The organism is Streptomyces sp. NPDC043878 (genome assembly GCF_056435735.1).
Genome location: NZ_JBWKDW010000001.1, coordinates 618,967 through 638,192, shown reverse-complemented (window position 1 = coordinate 638,192; position 19,226 = coordinate 618,967). Strand labels below are relative to the sequence as shown.

At 70.5% G+C, this 19,226-nt stretch carries 11 protein-coding genes; 8 read left to right on the top strand and 3 right to left on the bottom strand.

Annotated elements, in window-relative coordinates; all coding sequences use genetic code 11:
• A complete protein-coding gene (locus AC07AZ_RS02685; RefSeq protein ID WP_371668615.1) occupies positions 1–198 on the bottom strand; it encodes a DUF4236 domain-containing protein in 198 nt (65 codons plus the stop codon).
• Positions 199–404: 206 nt separating this feature from the next.
• On the bottom strand, positions 405–1,013 hold the full coding sequence (locus AC07AZ_RS02680) for a TetR/AcrR family transcriptional regulator (RefSeq protein WP_478843038.1): 609 nt from the start codon (positions 1,011–1,013) through the stop codon (positions 405–407).
• A 92-nt stretch (positions 1,014–1,105) separates the two neighbouring features.
• On the opposite strand from AC07AZ_RS02680, the gene AC07AZ_RS02675 reads away from it, so the two are divergent.
• From AC07AZ_RS02675 to AC07AZ_RS02650, 6 genes are all read left to right on the top strand, one after another.
• Entirely contained in the window at positions 1,106–1,852 is a 747-nt protein-coding gene (locus AC07AZ_RS02675) for an SDR family oxidoreductase (protein WP_478843036.1), read from the top strand.
• 330 nt (positions 1,853–2,182) lie between these two features.
• Positions 2,183–5,032 (top strand): aconitate hydratase, encoded by a 2,850-nt coding sequence (locus AC07AZ_RS02670; RefSeq protein WP_478843034.1) that lies wholly within the window; start codon positions 2,183–2,185, stop codon positions 5,030–5,032.
• A 156-nt stretch (positions 5,033–5,188) separates the two neighbouring features.
• Positions 5,189–5,467, top strand: coding sequence for a hypothetical protein (locus AC07AZ_RS02665; RefSeq protein WP_478843032.1), 279 nt, complete (start codon positions 5,189–5,191; stop codon positions 5,465–5,467).
• Entirely contained in the window at positions 5,464–7,086 is a 1,623-nt protein-coding gene (locus tag AC07AZ_RS02660) for a sensor histidine kinase (RefSeq protein WP_478843030.1), read from the top strand. The genes AC07AZ_RS02665 and AC07AZ_RS02660 overlap by 4 nt, the downstream gene beginning before the upstream one ends.
• Before the next feature lie 566 nt (positions 7,087–7,652).
• Positions 7,653–8,774 (top strand): lytic polysaccharide monooxygenase auxiliary activity family 9 protein, encoded by a 1,122-nt coding sequence (locus tag AC07AZ_RS02655; protein ID WP_478843028.1) that lies wholly within the window; start codon positions 7,653–7,655, stop codon positions 8,772–8,774.
• A gap of 482 nt (positions 8,775–9,256) precedes the next feature.
• A complete protein-coding gene (locus AC07AZ_RS02650) occupies positions 9,257–12,526 on the top strand; it encodes a GH92 family glycosyl hydrolase (protein WP_478843026.1) in 3,270 nt (1,089 codons plus the stop codon).
• An 83-nt stretch (positions 12,527–12,609) separates the two neighbouring features.
• Here the strand turns inward: AC07AZ_RS02650 and AC07AZ_RS02645 are convergent, their stop codons facing one another.
• Positions 12,610–16,407, bottom strand: coding sequence for a GH92 family glycosyl hydrolase (locus AC07AZ_RS02645; RefSeq protein WP_478843024.1), 3,798 nt, complete (start codon positions 16,405–16,407; stop codon positions 12,610–12,612).
• Between the two features lie 347 nt (positions 16,408–16,754).
• On the opposite strand from AC07AZ_RS02645, the gene ngcE reads away from it, so the two are divergent.
• On the top strand, positions 16,755–18,215 hold the full coding sequence (gene ngcE / locus AC07AZ_RS02640) for an N-acetylglucosamine/diacetylchitobiose ABC transporter substrate-binding protein (RefSeq protein WP_478843022.1): 1,461 nt from the start codon (positions 16,755–16,757) through the stop codon (positions 18,213–18,215).
• Between the two features lie 75 nt (positions 18,216–18,290).
• A complete protein-coding gene (locus AC07AZ_RS02635) occupies positions 18,291–19,226 on the top strand; it encodes a carbohydrate ABC transporter permease (RefSeq protein WP_478843020.1) in 936 nt (311 codons plus the stop codon).

The following is a 19,226-nucleotide window of genomic DNA, read 5'->3' as shown; positions in this document are numbered from 1 at the left end:
TCAGTGGCGCTTGGCGGTACGGGTGCGACGCCATCCGAAGGGTCCGGGCAGGTCCATCGACGTCGTGCGCCGTCCCGTGCTGCTGTGGGTGTGCCGGGGGCCGCCGCTGCCGCCGGTGGTGATGGACCAGGAGTGCTTGTTGATGTTCAGGCGCACGCCGGGAAAGATGCGGAAGCTCTTGCGGAAGGTGAGGGGCATGTCGGGTCGCCTTTCAGGGGTCCGGTACCTGCTTTCCGCTGTCGTCTACCCCGACTTGGCGAACCGATGGGTGAACCCCGCCCACTCGTGCGGGAGTTCCCCGACCCGCGCGGCGACCGACTTCGCCGGCCGGGCAAGTGGTGCTGATATGAGCCGGTTTCACCGACCGGGAGTCTCCGCGAGCCGCGCCTCCCGGGCGCCGATTGTCAGAAGGGCGGCCAGTTCCGCAGTGCCGCGTCGGCCACCTGCTGGAGTTCGGAGCGGGTGGCGCCGCCGGCGGCCTGGACGGCGATGCCGTTCGACACGGTCATGAGGTAGCGGGCGAGCAGTTCCGGGTCCGTGCCCGGGGGCAGGTCACCCTCGTCGACGGCCCGTTGGAACCGGTGGCGGAGGCGGGCGCGGCCGTCGTCGCGCCAGGCGATCAGGGCGTCCTGGGCGACCCGCCCGGAGTCGCCGGCGGCCAGTGAGCCCTGCACGCCCAGGCATCCGGCGGGGCAGTCGGGGCGGGTGGTCGTCCTGACCGAGCCGGCGAGGAACGCCGCAGCCACCTCTCGCGCGCTCGGCTTCTCCAGCGCGCGGGCCGCGTAGGCGGCGGGACCTTCGGTGTAGCGCTCCAGGGCCTTGCGGAACAGCTCCTCCTTGTTGCCGAAGGCCGCGTACATGCTCTTGCGGGTGATGCCCATGGCGCTGGTCAGGTCGGTCAGGCTGGCGCCTTCGTAGCCCTGCCGCCAGAAGACGATCATCGCCTGCTCCAGGGCCTCGTCCGCGTCGAAGCCTCTCGGCCGACCGATCGGTGCTCTCCGGGTGATCTCCACGAGCTCAGTCTACTCCTTCGATATCGATCGGTGCAGAAGTGCTACAGTCTCTTTCTGCACCGATCGGTATCTAAGTACGGGGAGTTCAGGCAATGGGACAGCTGGAAGGCAAGACCGCCGTCGTCACCGGCGGCAGCACCGGGATCGGCCTGGCCACCGCCGCGCGGCTGGCGTCCGAGGGGGCCCACGTGTTCATCACCGGCCGGCGCGAGGACGCGCTCGACAGGGCTGTCGAGTCGATCGGGTCCGCGGTCACCGCCGTACCCGGCGACGTCGCGGAGCCCGCCGACCTGGACCGGCTCTACGGCGCGGTCCGCGACCGGGGCCGGGGCCTGGACGTGCTGTTCGCCAACGCGGGCACGGCCACGCTCGCTCCGCTGGCGCAGGCCACCGAGGAGCAGTTCGATCAGATGTTCGGCATCAACGTGCGGGGCACCCTGCTCACCGTGCAGAAGGCGCTGCCGCTGTTGAACGACGGCGCCTCGGTGATCGTCAACGACTCCATCCGTGCCGACGACGGCCGGGAGGCCTTCGGCCTGTACGCGGCGTCGAAGGCCGCCGTCCGGTCCCTCGCGCGGACCTTCGCCAACGAGCTGAAGGGCAGGGGTGTCCGGGTCAACACGGTCGCGCCGGGCGCGGTCGACACGCCGGGAGTCGACATCGCGCTGGGTGAGGAGAACGCGGCCGCCGCCAAGGTGGACCTCGCTACGGGAGTGCCCATCGGCCGGATGGGGCGCCCGGAGGAGGTCGCCGCCGTCGTGGCCTTCCTCGCCTCCGCGGACAGCAGCTTCATGGTGGGCGCCACCGTGTATGTCGACGGCGGTGAGAAGCAGTTCTGACCGGGCCGCGCGGAGTTCCCGCCGACCGCGCGCGAGTCACCGCCCGCGGGACACCGCCCGGCCGGTGCGAGCGTTCGCACCACACGTCCTGACCGGTCCGAACGCCGGAAACGACCGGGTCCGCCGTCGAACCGCTGGGCGGGGCGGCGGCGGACGGGTGGGGTCCGGGCATGACCAGTCCGCCCTCGTGTACTAGAGTTATCTCGACATCGAGATATCTGCCGAGGTGCATCGCAGCCGCCACCCGGTAAGGCTTGCCTAACTTAGCCTGACCTCACCGGATCGGCCAACCGGCCGTGGCGGCAGGATCGTGGTGGAACGCGCACATCAATGAAGGAGACTGTCGTGTCGGCGAACAGCTTCGACGCCCGCAGCACGCTGCAGGTGGGCGACGAGTCGTACGAGATCTTCCGCCTGGACAAGGTGAAGGGCTCTGCCCGGCTCCCCTACAGCCTTAAGGTCCTGCTGGAGAACCTGCTCCGCACCGAGGACGGCGCGAACATCACCGCCGACCACATCCGTGCCCTCGGCGACTGGGACTCGCAGGCCCAGCCCTCGCAGGAGATCCAGTTCACGCCGGCCCGCGTGATCATGCAGGACTTCACCGGCGTGCCCTGCGTCGTGGACCTCGCCACCATGCGCGAGGCCGTGAAGGAGCTCGGCGGCGACCCGGCGAAGATCAACCCGCTGGCCCCGGCCGAACTGGTCATCGACCACTCCGTCATCGCCGACAAGTTCGGCACCCGCGACGCCTTCGCGCAGAACGTCGAGCTGGAGTACGGCCGCAACAAGGAGCGCTACCAGTTCCTGCGCTGGGGCCAGACCGCGTTCGACGAGTTCAAGGTCGTCCCGCCGGGCACCGGCATCGTCCACCAGGTCAACATCGAGCACCTGGCCCGTACGGTCATGGTCCGCGGCGGCCAGGCGTACCCCGACACCCTCGTCGGCACCGACTCGCACACCACGATGGTCAACGGCCTCGGCGTGCTCGGCTGGGGCGTCGGCGGCATCGAGGCCGAGGCCGCGATGCTCGGCCAGCCGGTCTCCATGCTGATCCCGCGCGTCGTCGGCTTCAAGCTGACCGGCGAGCTGCCGGCCGGCACCACCGCCACCGACCTCGTCCTCACGATCACCGAGATGCTGCGCAAGCACGGTGTCGTCGGCAAGTTCGTCGAGTTCTACGGCGAGGGCGTGGCCGCGACCTCCCTCGCCAACCGCGCCACCATCGGCAACATGTCGCCGGAGTTCGGCTCCACCGCCGCGATCTTCCCGATCGACGACGAGACGCTGAAGTACCTGCGTCTGACCGGCCGCGACGCGCAGCAGGTCGCGCTCGTCGAGGCGTACGCCAAGGAGCAGGGCCTCTGGCTCGACCCGGCCGCGGAGCCCGACTTCTCCGAGAAGCTCGAACTGGACCTCTCCACCGTCGTCCCGTCGATCGCCGGTCCGAAGCGCCCGCAGGACCGTATCGTCCTCGCCAACGCGGCCGAGCAGTTCCGCGCCGACGTGCTCAACTACGTCGAGGCCGGTGTCACCGGCGGCGACGACCGCAAGCCCGGCGTCCCCGCGCAGGAGAAGCCGCACGGCGTGGCCTCCCCGGTGGACGAGGCGAGCGCCGAGTCCTTCCCGGCCAGCGACGCCCCGGCCTACGGCCACGACGACAACGGCTCCGGTGCCCCGCAGCACTCGGCCGTCGTCCCCGGTGCCGGCCCGTCGAATCCGGTCACCGTCACGGCGCCCGACGGCTCCACGTACGAGATCGACCACGGCGCCGTCACCGTCGCCGCGATCACCTCCTGCACCAACACCTCGAACCCGTACGTCATGGTCGCCGCCGCGCTCGTCGCGAAGAAGGCCGTGGAGAAGGGCCTGACCCGCAAGCCGTGGGTCAAGACCACCCTCGCCCCGGGCTCCAAGGTCGTCACCGACTACTTCGACAAGGCGGGTCTCACCCCCTACCTCGACAAGGTCGGCTTCAACCTCGTCGGCTACGGCTGCACCACCTGCATCGGCAACTCCGGCCCGCTGCCGGAGGAGGTCTCCCAGGCGGTCAACGACCACGACCTCGCGGTCACCTCGGTCCTCTCCGGCAACCGGAACTTCGAGGGCCGGATCAACCCCGACGTCAAGATGAACTACCTGGCGTCCCCGCCGCTGGTCGTCGCGTACGCCCTCGCCGGCTCCATGAAGGTGGACATCACCAAGGACGCCCTGGGCACCGACCAGGACGGCAACCCCGTCTACCTCGCGGACGTCTGGCCCTCCGAGGCCGAGGTCAACGACGTCGTGGCGAACGCCATCGGCGAGGACATGTTCAGCAAGTCCTACCAGGACGTCTTCGCGGGCGACGCCCAGTGGCAGGCGCTGTCGATCCCCACCGGCAACACCTTCGAGTGGGACCCGCAGTCCACCTACGTCCGCAAGCCCCCGTACTTCGAGGGCATGACGATGGAGACCACCCCGGTCTCCGACATCTCCGGTGCCCGCGTGCTCGCCAAGCTGGGCGACTCGGTCACCACCGACCACATCTCCCCGGCCGGCGCCATCAAGGCCGACACCCCGGCCGGCACGTACCTCACCGAACACGGTGTGGAGCGCCGCGACTTCAACAGCTACGGCTCCCGCCGCGGCAACCACGAGGTCATGATCCGCGGTACGTTCGCCAACATCCGCCTGCGCAACCAGATCGCGCCGGGCACCGAGGGCGGCTACACCCGCGACTTCACGCAGGCGGACGCCCCGGTGGCGTTCATCTACGACGCCTCGCGCAACTACATCGAGCAGGGCATCCCGCTGGTCGTCCTCGCGGGCAAGGAGTACGGCTCCGGCTCGTCCCGCGACTGGGCCGCCAAGGGCACCGCGCTGCTCGGCGTCAAGGCCGTCATCGCCGAGTCGTACGAGCGCATCCACCGCTCGAACCTCATCGGCATGGGCGTCCTCCCGCTCCAGTACCCGGAGGGCGCGAGCGCCGAGTCCCTCGGTCTGACCGGCGAGGAGACCTTCTCCTTCACCGGCGTCGAGGAGCTGAACAACGGCACCACGCCGCGCACGGTCAAGGTCACCACCGACACGGGCGTCGAGTTCGACGCGGTCGTCCGCATCGACACCCCCGGTGAGGCCGACTACTACCGCAACGGCGGCATCATGCAGTACGTGCTGCGCAGCCTGATCCGCAAGTAGGGCGCAGTCTCCCGCCAACCAGGCGGCAGCACACGGAAGTTGAGGGCCGCATCCCCGGCGACGGGGGTGCGGCCCCCTGTCGTACGGGGGCAGAGACATCGCCGGTCCTCAGCCTGAACACAGGGTTCCCCCAGCGGACCGGGACAGGATCGGTACATGACTGGCACCCCCGGGACCCGCACCGGCCGCGTCCGCGTGCTCACCACCGACGCCGACACCGACGCCGACATCGCCCCCGAGGCCGACGTCGACGCCGCACCCGTCCAAGTGCCGTCCGTGGCAGCCCCGGTGGCCCGTCGACGGCGTCATCCCGACCTCGCCGGAGCCGCCCGGGCCGCCGCCGCGCGCGGGACGCGTACCCGCGAGCCGGTGTCGCCGCGCCACGCCACCCGGGCGAAGGGACACGCCAGCGGGTGCGCGGAGGACGGCAGATGACCACCCGGACCACACCCCCTGCCCCGACCACGCGGTCCTCCCAGCCGGCCACCCGCCCCCACCCCCCGGCCACCATCCGTGGCCGGCGGTCCTGGTCGTGGCTGCCGCGCACGCGCTCCCTGCGGGGCCGTCTCCTGCTGTTCGTCGGTGTCACGCTCGTCGCGGTGTGCACCACGACGGCGCTGACCACCGCCCTCGTCCAGCGCGCCTACGTGATGGACGACCTCGACAACCGGGTCGCCGACGCCGCCGAGGGCAGCCTGGGCGGCGCCGGGCTCCACCCGGACGACGACAGCGACCTGTCGTTCCTCACCCGGAACGGACAGCCCGCCGGTCTGCTCGCCGCCCGCGTCGACGCCGGCGGAGGCGTCCTCGCCGCGGCGACGGTCCAGGGCTTCGCACCGCGAACCCTCGGCGCCGCCCAGCAGGCCGCGCTGCGGGGCGTCGCGGCCGACGGTACGCCCCACACCCGTGACGTCCCCGGCCTCGGCGCCTACCGTGTCATGGCGCTGGACAGCGGCGGGACACGGGTTCTCGCCGGGCTCCCGATGGACGACGTCCAGGGCATGATCGGCGGTCTGGTCCTGGTCGAGGCGGCGACCGCGGCGGCCGGCCTGGCCGTGGCGGGCTGCGTGTGCGCCGTGTTCATACGACGGCAGCTGCGCCCCCTCGGCCGGGTCGCCGCCACCGCCGCCGAGGTCTCCAGAGCCCCCCTCCACCCCGGCGAGATCACCGCGCTGACCCGGGTGCCCGAACGCGACACCGACCCCGGCACCGAGGCGGGCCGGTTCGGCGCCGCGCTCAACCGGATGATCGACCACGTCGAGTCCGCGCACGCCGAACGCCGGCGCAGCGACGAGCGGGTCCGGCACAGCGAGGAACGCATGCGCCGGTTCCTCGCCGACGCCGGACACGAACTGCGCACCCCGCTCGCCTCGATCGCCGGATACGCCGAGCTGATGAACCGCGGTGCCGACCGGGTCGAACCGGTGCTGGCCTGGCGCCGCGTCTCGGCCGAGTCGGCCCGTATGACCGGCCTGGTCGAGGACCTGCTCCTGCTGGCCCGGCTCGACGAGGGCCGCCCGCTGCAGTCGGCCGAGGTGGACCTCGCGGCCCTGGTCGCCGAGGCGGTGTGGGACGCGCGAGCGGCGGGCGGCGGCCACGACTGGCAGCTGGAACTGCGCCTCGACGCCCCCGCGCTGGTCACCGGCGACGAGGCCCGGCTGCGTCAGGCGGTGGCCAACCTGCTGGCCAACGCGCGTGCGCACACCCCGGCCGGCACCTGTGTGGTCGCCGTGCTGGAGAGCGGGCCGGCGTCCTGCGTCATCCGCGTCCGTGACGACGGTCCCGGCATCCCGCCGGCCCTTCTCCCCACGGTGTTCGAACGCTTCACCCGGGCGGACGCCTCCCGCGCCCGCGTCCACGGCACCCCGGGGGGTTCCGGGCTGGGCCTGGCCGTCGTGGCGGCGATCACGCAGGCGCACGCCGGCCGGATCGACGTGAGCAGCGTACCGGGGCGCACCGAGTTCAGCGTAGAACTGCCGTCCGCGGCGCCCTCGTTGGCGCAAGCGGAACCGCAGTCGCCGACGCAGCCGAGGGGCAGGCCGGCGTCTGTGTGACGCGCCAGGCGTTTACAACTGGGCCGCGGGGCGCTACCTTCCGGCACAGGTGGGATGGGAGCGCTCCCATGCGGGCAGACCGGAACCTGCCCGTACGACGCCCCCATCCCGCCGTCCACAAGGCCCGGGCCGCACGCCCGCCGCGGTGCCGGGTTCGCACGCCCGCGCCCCGTATGCGGGCGCCTACGCGCAGCCTGCAGCCTTGGTCGGCCGGCCAAAGCCGCCGGTACGTCGCACGTTGCATACCGCACATTGCATACCGCGCACAGCACACGGCACTGCGCACAACTCACATCGCGCACCGCGCATTGCATACCGCACACGGTGTATCACGCACCGCATGTCGCACGCCAAGTGCCGTACCTCGTGGCCCAAGTACCGCACACGGAATATTGCATACCGAATACCGCGTATCGAACACCGCGTATCGAACACCGTGCACTGCGCCCCGCCCCCCCACACGCCCCGCCCCGCCCGTGCACTCCACGCCCCGCTCACCCACCCCCGCTCACCCACCCCCACTCACCCATCCGCGCGCCCCACCCGAAGGGATGGATCACCCTGTCATGATCACGTCAAAACCGGGAGCGACCTCGACCTCGACCTCGGCCAGCAGCCCACCCGGCCTCCTGGCCCGATTAACCCGCCCCGCCCGCACCCGAGCCTTCCTCCTCGTGCTGCTCTCCCTGCTCGCCACGATTCCGGCCGTCGGTCTGGTCGTGACGGCCGGTGGCCGGGCCGAGGCCCACGGCACCCCCATGAAGCCCGCCAGCCGCACCTTCCTGTGCTGGCGGGACGCGCTGACCGACACCGGCGAGATCAAGCCGGTCAACCCGGCGTGCCGGAACGCGCAGCAGGTCAGCGGCACCACGCCGTTCTACAACTGGTTCTCGGTGCTCCGCTCGGACGGCGCCGGCCGCACCCGCGGCTTCGTGCCCGACGGCAGTCTGTGCAGCGGCGGCAACCCGAACTTCACCGGTTTCGACGCGGCCCGTGCCGACTGGCCGCTCACCCACCTCACCTCGGGCGCGACCGTCGACTTCTCGTACAACGCCTGGGCGGCGCACCCGGGTTGGTTCTACGTCTACGTCACGAAGGACGGCTTCGACCCGACCAAGCCGCTCACCTGGAACGACATGGAGGACCAGCCGTTCCTGAGCGTCGACCACCCGCCGCTCAACGGCTCCCCGGGCACGGTGGACGCCAACTACTCCTGGTCCGGCAAGCTTCCGGCGAACAAGTCGGGGCGGAACATCATCTACATGGTCTGGCGGCGCTCGGACAGCTCCGAGACCTTCTACTCCTGCTCGGACGTCACCTTCGACGGCGGCAACGGCGAGGTGACGGGCGTCCACGACCCGGGCAACCCGACCGACCCGGTGCCGGGCACCTGCTCCGCGACCCGCCGTACGACCAACAGCTGGTCGGGCGGCTACCAGTCCGAGGTGACCGTCACCAACTCCGGTGACGTCCCGATGCTGGGCTGGATGGTCGACTGGACCTTGCCGGGCGGCCAGAAGGTCGAGAGCCTCTGGAGCGGCAACGCGACCTACAGCGGGCAGGACGTGATGGTGCACAACGCGGACTGGAACGGTTCGCTGAGTCCGGGGCAGAGCGCGACGTTCGGCTATGTCGTCTCGGGCTCCGGAGGTGACCCGGCGACGGCCCTGCCCTGTCGGGTCGGCTGAACCGTCGCTCGGGGCGGACCCGGTGGGGGGTGGGCCACCGGGTCCGCGAGCGGGTCGGCAAAGGGGGGTGCCGGCCCGAGGGGTGCATGGCTTGTGGCGTTCGGCGGTGCGACAACGTTGTCTAATGGTCTGCACATGACTCTATCGCGTCAACCGACAACGATGTCAACCCTGTTGGGCACCGAGTGAGGCCGGCGGCAACGGGGCCGGCGGCTTCGGCGGCTTCGGCGGCTTCGGCGGAAGTAGGAGGCACCCACCCACCTCCGGAGAGCCAGGCCCCCGCCCGAGCCGTCCCCCAGCGCGCGCCGCCCCCCGGGGCCGCACCACCCCCGCCGCCCCCCGTCCGGGCGGCCCGTCCGGGTCCCCCCGTGCGCCCTCCACCCCGCAGGCGCTCTTCCGTGGTACCGCTGGCGCACGCTACTGTCCCTGCGGCTTGTGCGACCTGTGGTGCGCGACCCGTCCGAAGGAGGAGGGGCCGCGTCATGCGTTTCCGTCCTGTGTCCCTGCTGCTGGCGGCCGTTCTCGCGGCCACCGGAGCCACCCCCGCCCTGGCGGCCTCCGCCGCCCCGCCCGGTCTCGTCGACGACCCCGCCGCGTACGTCGACCCGCTCATCGGCACCAGCGGCGGCGGCAATGTCTTCCCGGGTGCCGTCGTCCCGTTCGGCATGCTCTCCTGGAGCCCCGAGAACACCCGCGGCGACGCCACCCGCACCGCCGCGCCCGGCGGCTACCAGTACGGCGCCACCCGTATCCGGGGCTTCAGCCTCACCCACATGTCCGGCACGGGCTGCGCGGGCGGCGGCGGCGACATCCCGTTCCTCCCGTACGCCGGAGAGGTCACCTCGTCCCCGGCGAGCGACACCAGGGACGCCGTGTACGCGGCCGACTTCAGCCACACCGACGAGACCGCCGAGCCCGGCCACTACAAGGTGGGGCTCGCCTCCGGCGTCACGGCCGACCTCACGGCCACCGCCCGCACCGGCTCGGGCCGCTTCACCTTCCCGGCCGGCAAGCCCGCCTCGCTGCTGATCCGTACCGCCAACTCCGAGGTGGGTTCCACCGACTCGTCGATCGAGATCGACCCCGCCACCCGCACGGTCTCCGGCTCGGTCACCTCCGGCAACTTCTGCGGCTACCTCGACCCCGAGGGCCGACGGGCCTACTACACCCTGCACTTCACCGCCCGCTTCGACCGCGCCTTCCAGCAGACCGGCACCTGGCAGGACGACCGGCTCAGCCCCGGTTCCACCTCGGGGTCCGGCGGCACCGGCGGTTTCTCCGGCGGCGGACGGCCCACCGCCGGCAAAGGCGCGGGCGGCTATGTCGAGTTCGCGCCCGGCACGGGCCCGGTCAACGTCAAGGTCGGCATCTCCTACGTCAGCAGGGCGGGCGCCGAGGCCAACCTCAGGGCGGAGAACCCCGGCCGCCGTTCCTTCGACTCCGTGCGCGACGCGGCCCGCCGGGCCTGGAGCGACCGGCTCGACGCCGTCCGGGTCGGTGGCGGCACCGGCGCGGAGCGCACCACCTTCTACACCGCGCTGTACCACGCCCTGCTGCACCCGAATGTCATCAGTGACGCGGACCGCAGATACCGGGGGAGCGACGGAGAGGTGCACGGCGTACGGGCCGGCCACCAGGCCCAGTACGGCACCTTCTCGGGCTGGGACGTCTACCGCTCGCAGGTCCAGCTGCTCACGCTGCTCAGCCCGGGCACCGGCTCGGACATCGCCCAGTCGCTGTACGAACTCGCCCGCCAGAACGGCGGGGTGTGGGACCGCTGGCTGCACGGCGCGAGCGGCACGCACGTCATGAACGGGGACCCCTCGCCCGCCGCCCTCGCCGGCATCCGCGCCTTCGGCGGCACCGACTTCGACCTGCGCGGCGCGCTGCGCTCCCTGGTCGAGGCGGCGACCGTGCCCACCGAGGGCGACCTGTCGGCGGCCGGCAAGCCCGTGCTGTCCGTGGGGCAGCGGCCCTCCCTGGACAAGTACCTGGACCGGCACTACATGCCGTCCGTCTCCAACGCCTGGGGCGGCGCGGCCGAGACGCTGGAGATGTCGGGCGCGGACTTCGCGCTCTCCCAACTCGCGTCGGCGGCAGGGGAGAAGAAGACCGCCGACACCTTCGCCCGCCGCTCCCAGTGGTGGCAGAACAACTTCAACATCGCCGCCGACGACACCGGCGGCTACATCGCCAACCGCAAGGCCGACGGCAGTTGGGTCACCGGCTTCACCCCGGCCACCGGCAACGGCTTCGTCGAGGGCACGGCCGCCCAGTACACCTGGATGGTGCAGCACGACCCCGCCGGACTGTTCGCGGCGATGGGCGGCCGGGACAAGGCTCTGAAGCGCCTGGACGCCTTCTTCCACAACGCGGACGGCAGCTGGGCGTTCACCGGCAGCGGCGGCGACAAGTCGGAGCTGGACAACGAGCCGTCCACCAACGTGCCCTACCTGTACGCCTACGCGGGCGCGCCCTACCGGACGCAGGAGACGGTCCGGGCCGCGATGACCCGGCTGTGGTCCACCGAGCCGGGCGGCATCCCCGGCAACGACGACCTCGGCGCCATGTCCTCCTGGTACGTCTTCTCCGCGCTCGGCATGTACCCGCAGGTGCCCTCGCGGGCCGAACTGGTCCTCGCCTCACCGCTGTTCCCGAGGATCGAGATCGACCGGCCGCACGGCAACGACATCTCCGTGCGGGCTCAGGGCGCCGCGGCCGACGCGCCCTACGTGCGCTCGCTGAAGGTCGACGGCCGGCCGAGCGACCGGGCCTGGCTGCCCGCCTCCTTCGTGCGGGACGGCGGCCGGCTCGACTACACGCTCTCCGGCACGCCCGACCCCGCCTGGGGCTCCACGGACGCGCCGCCGTCCTTCCGGGCCGGCGAGCAGCCGTACCAGATCGGCGTCGGCCCGACCACGGCCACCCTGGCCCCCGGGGAGTCGACGAAGGTCGGCATCCGGGCGCTCGCGCTGAGCGGTGACGGTCCGGGACCCGAGGTCCGCTTCCGGGTCGACACCCCCGCCGGCATCCGGGCGACACCCGCCTCAGGGACGGTCACAGACGGCGCGCAGGAGATCACCCTGTCCTCCGCCGACGACATCGCGCAGGGCTTCCACGACGTCACCGTCACGGTCACCTCGGACGGCACGTCGTACGAACAGCCGGTGGCCCTGACGGTCGCCGCGCCCGGCTCCCTGCTCGCGGCCTACAACAGCACCGGGATCTCCGACGACGCGGGCGACCACGACGAGGCCGACTTCGACGGCGGCGGCTGGAGCTACTCGCGCCAGGCGCTCGCGGACGCCGGCCTCACCCCGGGCCGGCGGACCACGGCCGGAGGGCTCTCCTTCACCTGGCCGGACTCTCCCGCGGGCCGCCCCGACAACGCGTCGGCGGCCGGCCAGACCATCCGGCCGGCCACGCCCACCAGCCGGCTGAGCTTCGTCGGCAGCGCGGTCAACGGCAACCAGCAGACCGAGGCCACGGTGACGTACTCCGACGGCTCGACCGAGGCCGTGGACCTGTCGTTCACCGACTGGACGGTGGGCGGAGGCGGCGGCACCGTGCAGTACGGCAACGAGGTCGTCGCCAGGGCGGCGTACCGCAACGTCGCGGGCGCCGACAAGGACCCGGTGGCGACGTACGTCTTCGCCACGAAGCCGTTCACGGCCCCGGCCGGCCGGACGATCTCCGCGGTGACCCTGCCGGACGACGCGGACCTGCACGTCTTCACGCTCGCCGTGGACTGAGCGCACCCCGCGTCCGGGCGACGGAAAGGGGCGGGCGCGGAGACCATCTCCGCGCCCGCCCTCCGTTCACGGGGCGTCCGGGGTCAGCCCAGCAACTCCACCTCCGCCAGCGTGCCCGGGCCGTCGAGGACCAGCCGGTAGTGCGCGTACGAGCCCGCCTTGCCGACGGAGAACGCCCGCGTCTGCCGGTCCCACGGGAACGACTCGGCGCGGCGCCGGTCCAGGGTCTTCCAGTCGGTGCCGTCCGCCGAGCCCTGCAGGACCCAGCCCACCGGTGCCTTCGTGTGGTCCGAGGACGACGTCAGCGTGTACTGGACGGCCTCGGTGCGGCCCTCGACCGGCAGGTCCACCGAGGTGACCTCGGCCTCCGTCGCCGAGGTGTTGTCGAAGAGCGGTCCGTCGCCCTTCAGGACGTCCGCCCGGGGCGTCGGCACCCGGTCGTCCGTGGTGATGGACGCGGGCGCCGCGTTCCGGCCGGTGCCCCACGCGGAGGGCCTGGAGCCCATGTCGAAGTCCAGCACGCCGCCCCTGGCGAGCAGCGAGTGGGGCAGCGAGGTCGACGTCCAGGTACGGCCGTTGACTTTCAGTCCCTGCACGTAGACGTTGCGTGTGCTGTTCTTCGGCGCCCTGACGACCAGGTCCCGGCCGTTCTCCAGATGGACCGTCGCCTGGGTGAACAGGGGCGATCCCACGGCGTACTCGCCGCTGCCGAGCACCAGCGGGTAGAAGCCCAGCGCGGAGAACAGGTACCAGGCCGACTGCTCGCCGTTGTCCTCGTCACCGTGGTAGCCCTGCCCGATCTCGCTGCCGGAGTACAGCCGCGACAGGACCTCGCGGACGTCGGCCTGCGTCTTCCAGGGCTGCCCGGCCGCGTCGTACATGTAAGTGACGTGGTGCGCCACCTGGTTGGAGTGGCCGTACATGCCCATCCGTACGTCCCGGGCCTCCGTCATCTCGTGGATGACCCCGCCGTAGGAGCCGACGAAGTCCGGTGAGGCGGTCTCGGGCGTCCCGAAGTACGCGTCGAGCTTGTCCGCGAGGCCCTTGCGGCCGCCGTACAGGTTCGCCAGACCCCGTGAGTCCTGCGGGGCGGTGAAGGCGTAGCCCCAGCCGTTGGTCTCCGTGTAGTCGTAGCCCCACACGCGCGGGTCGAACTTCGTGGAGTCGACCCGCCAGTCGCCCTTGGCGTCGCGGCCCTGGAAGAAGCCGGCCTTCGGGTCGAAGAGGTTGACGTAGTCCTGGGCGCGGTTGAGGAAGTACCGCGACTCCTCCTGGTAGCGCCGCTCGCCGGTCTTCTCGTAGAGGGCCTTGCCCATCCGGGAGATGCCGTAGTCGTTGAGGTAGCCCTCCAGCGCCCAGGACAGGCCCTCGTGGGTGTCGGTGCTGGTGTAGCCGAGGAAGGGGGAGGTCGCCATGCCCTTGCGGCCGACACCCGACATGGGTGGGACGACGGTGGCGTTCTTCAGGGCGGCCTCGTACGCCGACTTCGCGTCGAAGCCGACACCCTTGACGTACGCGTCCGCGAAGGCGACGTCGGACGAGGTGCCCGTCATCAGGTCCGCGTACCCCGGGGAGGACCAGCGTGAGGTCCAGCCGCCGTCCTTGTACTGCTGCACGAACCCGTCGACCATCGTGCCCGCCTGAGTGGGCGTCAGCAGCGAGTACGCCGGCCAGGTGGTCCGATAGGTGTCCCAGAAGCCGTTGTTGACGTACACCTTGCCGTCCACGATCTTCGCCCCGGTGTGCGTCGGGGTGTCGGGACCCGGCATCGGCGAGAACGGGGACGCGTACTGGTACTTCGAACCCACCTTCTCGAAACCGGAGTTGGGGTACAGGTACAGCCGGTACAGGCTGGAGTAAAGGGTCGTCAGCTGGTCCGGGGTGGCGCCCTTCACCTCGACCTTGCCGAGGACACGGTCCCAGGCCCGCTGCGCCCGCGAGCGCACCGAGTCGAAGGAGGTGCCGTCCGGGATCTCCTGGCGCAGGTTGTCCTTCGCCTGGTCGAGGCTGATGAGGGAGGTCGCCAGCCGGAGGGTGACCGTGCGGTCCTCGCCGGCGGCGAACCGCAGGTAGCCCTTGACCCCGCTGGAGTCGCCGTCCGTCACGGGCTTGTCGAACACCCCGTACACGAACAGGCGGGTGGCTCCGGTCGACAGTCCCGACTTCACGTCCGAGTAGCCGGTGATCACGCCGGCCGACCTGTCGAGGGTCAGACCGGCCTGGTCGGTCACGTTGTCGAAGAGGACGCTCGCGTCGTCACCGGGGAAGGTGAAGCGCAGGGCGGCCGCGTGGTCGGTCGGTGCCATCTCCGCCCGGAGACCGTTCTCGAAACGCACCCCGTAGTAGTACGGCCGGGCGGTCTCGTTCTCGTGCCGGAAGGCGAGTTCCCGTGTCTCCCGGCCGGTGGGCGGGGTGCCGGCCGCGGCGGACGGCATGACCTGGAACGTCTGCCGGTCACCCATCCAGGGGCTCGGCTCGTGGCTGGCGCTGAACGCCTGGATGGCCGGCAGGTTGTCCGCGTTGTTGCCGCGCGCGTAGTCGTAGAGCCAGCTCAGCGAGGAGGCGTTGGTCACCGGAGTCCAGAAGTTGAAGCCGTGCGGCACGGCCGTCGCCGGGAAGTCGTTGCCGCGCGAGAAGCTGCCGCTGGAGTTGGTGCCGCGGGTGGTGAGCGCGTAGTCCGACAGGTGGGCCTTCGGCTTCTGGGGCGGGGCCGCCCTCAGCGTCACGTCGTCCAGCCAGCCGCGGAACTTCGCCGGGCCGCCGGGGGAGTCGTAGGCGACCAGGACGCGGTCGACGGTCCGGCCGGCCGCGACCGACCCGATCCGCGCGACCACGTTGTTCCACTGGTTGACGTAGAGCGCCTTGGAGTCGCCCTGGCCGCGCGGGCTCAGCCTGAAGCCGTGCTGGTCGGTCGCGCCGAGGTCGCTCAGCCGGGTGCCGTCGGTGAAGGCGAGGTCCACCGCCACGTTCGTGGCGTCGTAGTCCCGGTCGCCGTCGGCCATCGACGGGTAGATCCGGTACGACAGTTCGGTGTCCCGGGCCACCGCCACGTTCACGTCGAAGACCTTGTTGTACGAGTAGGCCCGGCCGTCCGCGGTGTGCCGGCCGGCGTAGCGCAGGGCCCGCTTCCCGGTGAAGCCGGCGCCCGACTTCGCGGTGGGTGAGCCGCTCGGTCCCCGGTCCACCAGGGACAGCATGTCCTCGGGTACGGGCCCGTTGCCGCCGCCGGTGGAGAACTGGATGTCCGCGAGCTGGAGGATGTCCGGGGCGCCGTTGTTCTTCGTGACGTCGAGCCGGAAGTGCTGGTACTCGGCCGGCTCGGCGAGGTCGTAGGACCGGGTCTGGAAGCGTTCGGCGAAGGTCTGCCGGGAGCGGGTGTCCAGGGTCTTCCAGTCCTTGCCGTCGGTGGAGCCCTGGAGCGTCCAGTCCGCCGGGTCGCGTTCGTCGTGGTCGTTGGCCGAAGTAAGGGCGTATGTCGCAAGCTTGACTGGTTTGTCCAGGTCGAACTCAGCCCACCCGGTGGGGGCGAAGATCAGCCACTTGGTGCCCGGTTCGCTGTCGACGAGGTTCTCCTTCACCTCCCCGCCGGCCGTGTTCTCGCCCTCGGCCCGTACGTCGGTGACGTGGTCGGTGACGTTGCCCGGGATGCCGCTGCTGTAGCCGCCGTCGACGCCGGAGGCGGCCTTGCCGCCGTCCGGCGCGGTGTCGACGGTGCTGAGCCAGTCGGGTGCGGGATCACCCGTCTCGAACGAGGAGGCGAACTCCCGGTCCGCGGTCGCGCCGGTCTCCGGAAGCGCGATCGCCGCCCCGGTCGAGCCCATCGTCAAAGCGAAGGCGGCCGCCAACACGACCACCGATCTGTGCCGAGCTCCGTGCTGCATCTGCGAGCACCCTCCTGCGCGGGACAACGTTGTCAGCTTTGTGGCGCAAGGATCAGTTGTGACCCAAGTCCTCAGCTGTGTCAAGGGTGTTGGCTGCGGCATTAGGGCCCTATGTCCAGGATCTTTCCGACAGGACGCCCACAGTCGGCTCATATTTCCGCGAGGTCTCAACTCGGATAAGACAAACGGCCAACCTTGCATTCGATCTTGCTCCGTCGGCGGGAAGTGGACTATACCTGTCGGCAATTCACCCGATTCGCATTTCCTGCACGACCCAGCTCGACCCGTTCGCGGTGCCCGGAGATCCGGTTCACCGCCTGAGTCCTGGAGAAGGCGAGGACTTGAGCATGGGATCCACCTCCGAGCACGACGGTTTTGAGAACAACGGCTGGTCAGGTGTCGGCCGCCGTGATCTGATCAGACGGTCGGCCGCCCTCGGCCTGATCGCCGTACCGACGATGAGCTTCCTGTCCGCGTGTGCCAGCGGCGGCGGGGACGACGGCTCCGGCGACGACACGTCCAAGGGCAAGGCGACCAAGGACAACCCCTTCGGCGTGGAGAAGGGCGGCAAGCTCGACGTCGTCATCTTCAAGGGCGGCTACGGCGACTCCTACGCCAAGGCGTGGGAGGCCGACTTCCAGAAGAAGCTCGGCGTCACCTCCACCCACACCGGCACCCAGGAGATCACCGGCAAGCTCCAGCCGCGCTTCAACGCCGGCAACCCGCCGGACGTCGTCGACGACTCCGGCGCCCAGCAGATCAAGGTCGACGTCCTGTACAAGAACGGCCAGCTGCTCGACCTCGCCGCCGTCCTCGACTCGCCCTCCGTCGACGACCCCTCCAAGAAGGTCCGCGACACCCTGATCACCGGCACCCTCGACCCGGGCCTGCAGGAGGGCAAGGTCGTCGCCCTCAACTACATCTACACGGTGTGGGGCCTGTGGTACTCCGGCAAGCTCTTCAAGGAGAAGGGCTGGGCGGAGCCCAAGACCTGGGCCGACTTCCTCGCCATCTGCAAGGACGCCAAGTCCCAGGGCATCGGCGGCCTCGCCCACCAGGGCAAGTACCCGTACTACATCAACGTCGCCATCATGGACATGATCGCCAAGAAGGGCGGTCTGGACGCCATGAAGGCGATCGACAACCTCGACCCGAAGGCGTTCGTCGGCTCCGACGCCGCGCAGGCGGGCATCGAGGCGATCTACGAGGTCGTCGAGAAGGGCTATCTGATGCCCGGCACGAACGGCCTGACCCACACCGAGTCCCAGACCCGCTGGAACCAGTACAAGGCCGCGTTCATCACCTGTGGCTCCTGGCTGGAGAACGAACAGCTCAAGCAGACCCCGGACGACTTCGACATGAAGTTCATGCCGATGCCGCTGCTGCCGGACAGCGCGATGCCGTTCGAGGCGATCCGGGCCGGCTCCGGTGAGCCGTTCATCATCCCGAAGAAGGCCAAGAACCTCCCCGCCGCCCAGGAGTTCGCGCGGCGGATGCTGTCCAAGGAGTGGTCCACGCTCTTCGCCAAGGAGGCCAACTCACTGACCATCCTCAAGGACGGCGTCGACGCGGGCGTCCAGCTGCGGCCGGGCACCCAGTCCACGGTCGAGGCGTCCAAGGCGGCCGGCGAGAACACCTTCCGCTTCCTGTACACCGAGTGGTACAGCGAGATGGGCGCCTCCATCGAGGCCGCCTCCAACGAGCTCATGGCCAAGCGCATCCAGCCCAAGGAGTGGCTGAAGCGGGCCCAGGCGGCGGTGGACAAGGCGGCCAAGGACCCGGCGTCCAAGAAGAACCACCGCGACTGATCGCGCGACCAGCCGTACGCACTCCGGGCCGGACCCGCGTCCGGCCCGGAGGTGGACACCAGGGGCAGGAACGCCATGCGCAAAGGGCAGTACAGGTTCGTCGCGGGATTTCTTCTCGTCCCCGTGGCGCTTTACCTGGTCTTCGTCATCTGGCCGTACATCCAGACGATCGGCTATTCGCTGACCGACTGGAAGGGACAGTCGCAGACCTTCAAGTTCGTCGGACTCGACAACTACCGGGCGCTGTACCACGACGACGTCTTCCAGAAGGCCATCTGGCACAACATCCAGTTCCTGGTGTTCATCCCGGTGATCACCATTCTGCTCGCCCTCTTCTTCGCCTTCATGGTGAACGCGGGAGGTCGCAGCCGTGCCGGCGGGGTCAGCGGGGTCGCCGGATCCGGGTTCTACAAAATCGTGTACTTCTTCCCGCAGGTGTTGTCGCTGGCGATTCTCGCGGTGCTGTTCAACGCCGTGTACCGCAGTGACGGCGGCGGCATGCTCAACGGCGTGCTGATCAAACTCGGGCTGGTCGATCCCAGCAGTCCGGTGGAATGGCTCAACGAACCCGGAATCGTCCGCTGGGCCCTCATCCTGGTCGTCGTGTGGCACGGCGTCGGCTTCTACCTGGTGCTCTTCTCCGCGGCGCTCCAGTCGATCCCCAGGGACATCTACGAGGCCGCCCTGATCGACGGCGCCGGCCGCGCCCAGTCCTTCTTCCGCATCACCCTGCCGCTGCTGTGGGACACCGTGCAGACCGCCTGGGTGTACCTGGGCATCGTCGCGATGGACATGTTCGTGCTGGTGTCCTCCATGACCGCGAGCATGGGCGCGTACGGCGGCGGACCCGATCACGACAGCGACGTCATGTCGACCGTGATGATGCGCAACTTCCTCTACTTCGGGAAGAGCGGTTACGCCTGCGCCATGGGCGTGGTCATGCTGCTGCTCACCCTTGTCCTGTCCGTGGTCACACTGCGCGCCACCCGCCGTGAGCGCATCGAGTTCTGA

What these genes read in the sequence shown, in the direction of transcription:
- AC07AZ_RS02685 (WP_371668615.1), bottom strand. Translation starts at nt 198, where the DNA reads ATGCCCCTCACCTTCCGCAAGAGCTTCCGCATCTTTCCCGGCGTGCGC.
- AC07AZ_RS02675 (WP_478843036.1), top strand. Translation starts at nt 1,106, where the DNA reads ATGGGACAGCTGGAAGGCAAGACCGCCGTCGTCACCGGCGGCAGCACC.
- AC07AZ_RS02670 (WP_478843034.1), top strand. Translation starts at nt 2,183, where the DNA reads ATGAAGGAGACTGTCGTGTCGGCGAACAGCTTCGACGCCCGCAGCACG.
- AC07AZ_RS02665 (WP_478843032.1), top strand. Translation starts at nt 5,189, where the DNA reads ATGACTGGCACCCCCGGGACCCGCACCGGCCGCGTCCGCGTGCTCACC.
- AC07AZ_RS02660 (WP_478843030.1), top strand. Translation starts at nt 5,464, where the DNA reads ATGACCACCCGGACCACACCCCCTGCCCCGACCACGCGGTCCTCCCAG.
- AC07AZ_RS02655 (WP_478843028.1), top strand. Translation starts at nt 7,653, where the DNA reads ATGATCACGTCAAAACCGGGAGCGACCTCGACCTCGACCTCGGCCAGC.
- AC07AZ_RS02650 (WP_478843026.1), top strand. Translation starts at nt 9,257, where the DNA reads ATGCGTTTCCGTCCTGTGTCCCTGCTGCTGGCGGCCGTTCTCGCGGCC.
- AC07AZ_RS02645 (WP_478843024.1), bottom strand. Translation starts at nt 16,407, where the DNA reads ATGCAGCACGGAGCTCGGCACAGATCGGTGGTCGTGTTGGCGGCCGCC.
- ngcE (WP_478843022.1), top strand. Translation starts at nt 16,755, where the DNA reads ATGGGATCCACCTCCGAGCACGACGGTTTTGAGAACAACGGCTGGTCA.
- AC07AZ_RS02635 (WP_478843020.1), top strand. Translation starts at nt 18,291, where the DNA reads ATGCGCAAAGGGCAGTACAGGTTCGTCGCGGGATTTCTTCTCGTCCCC.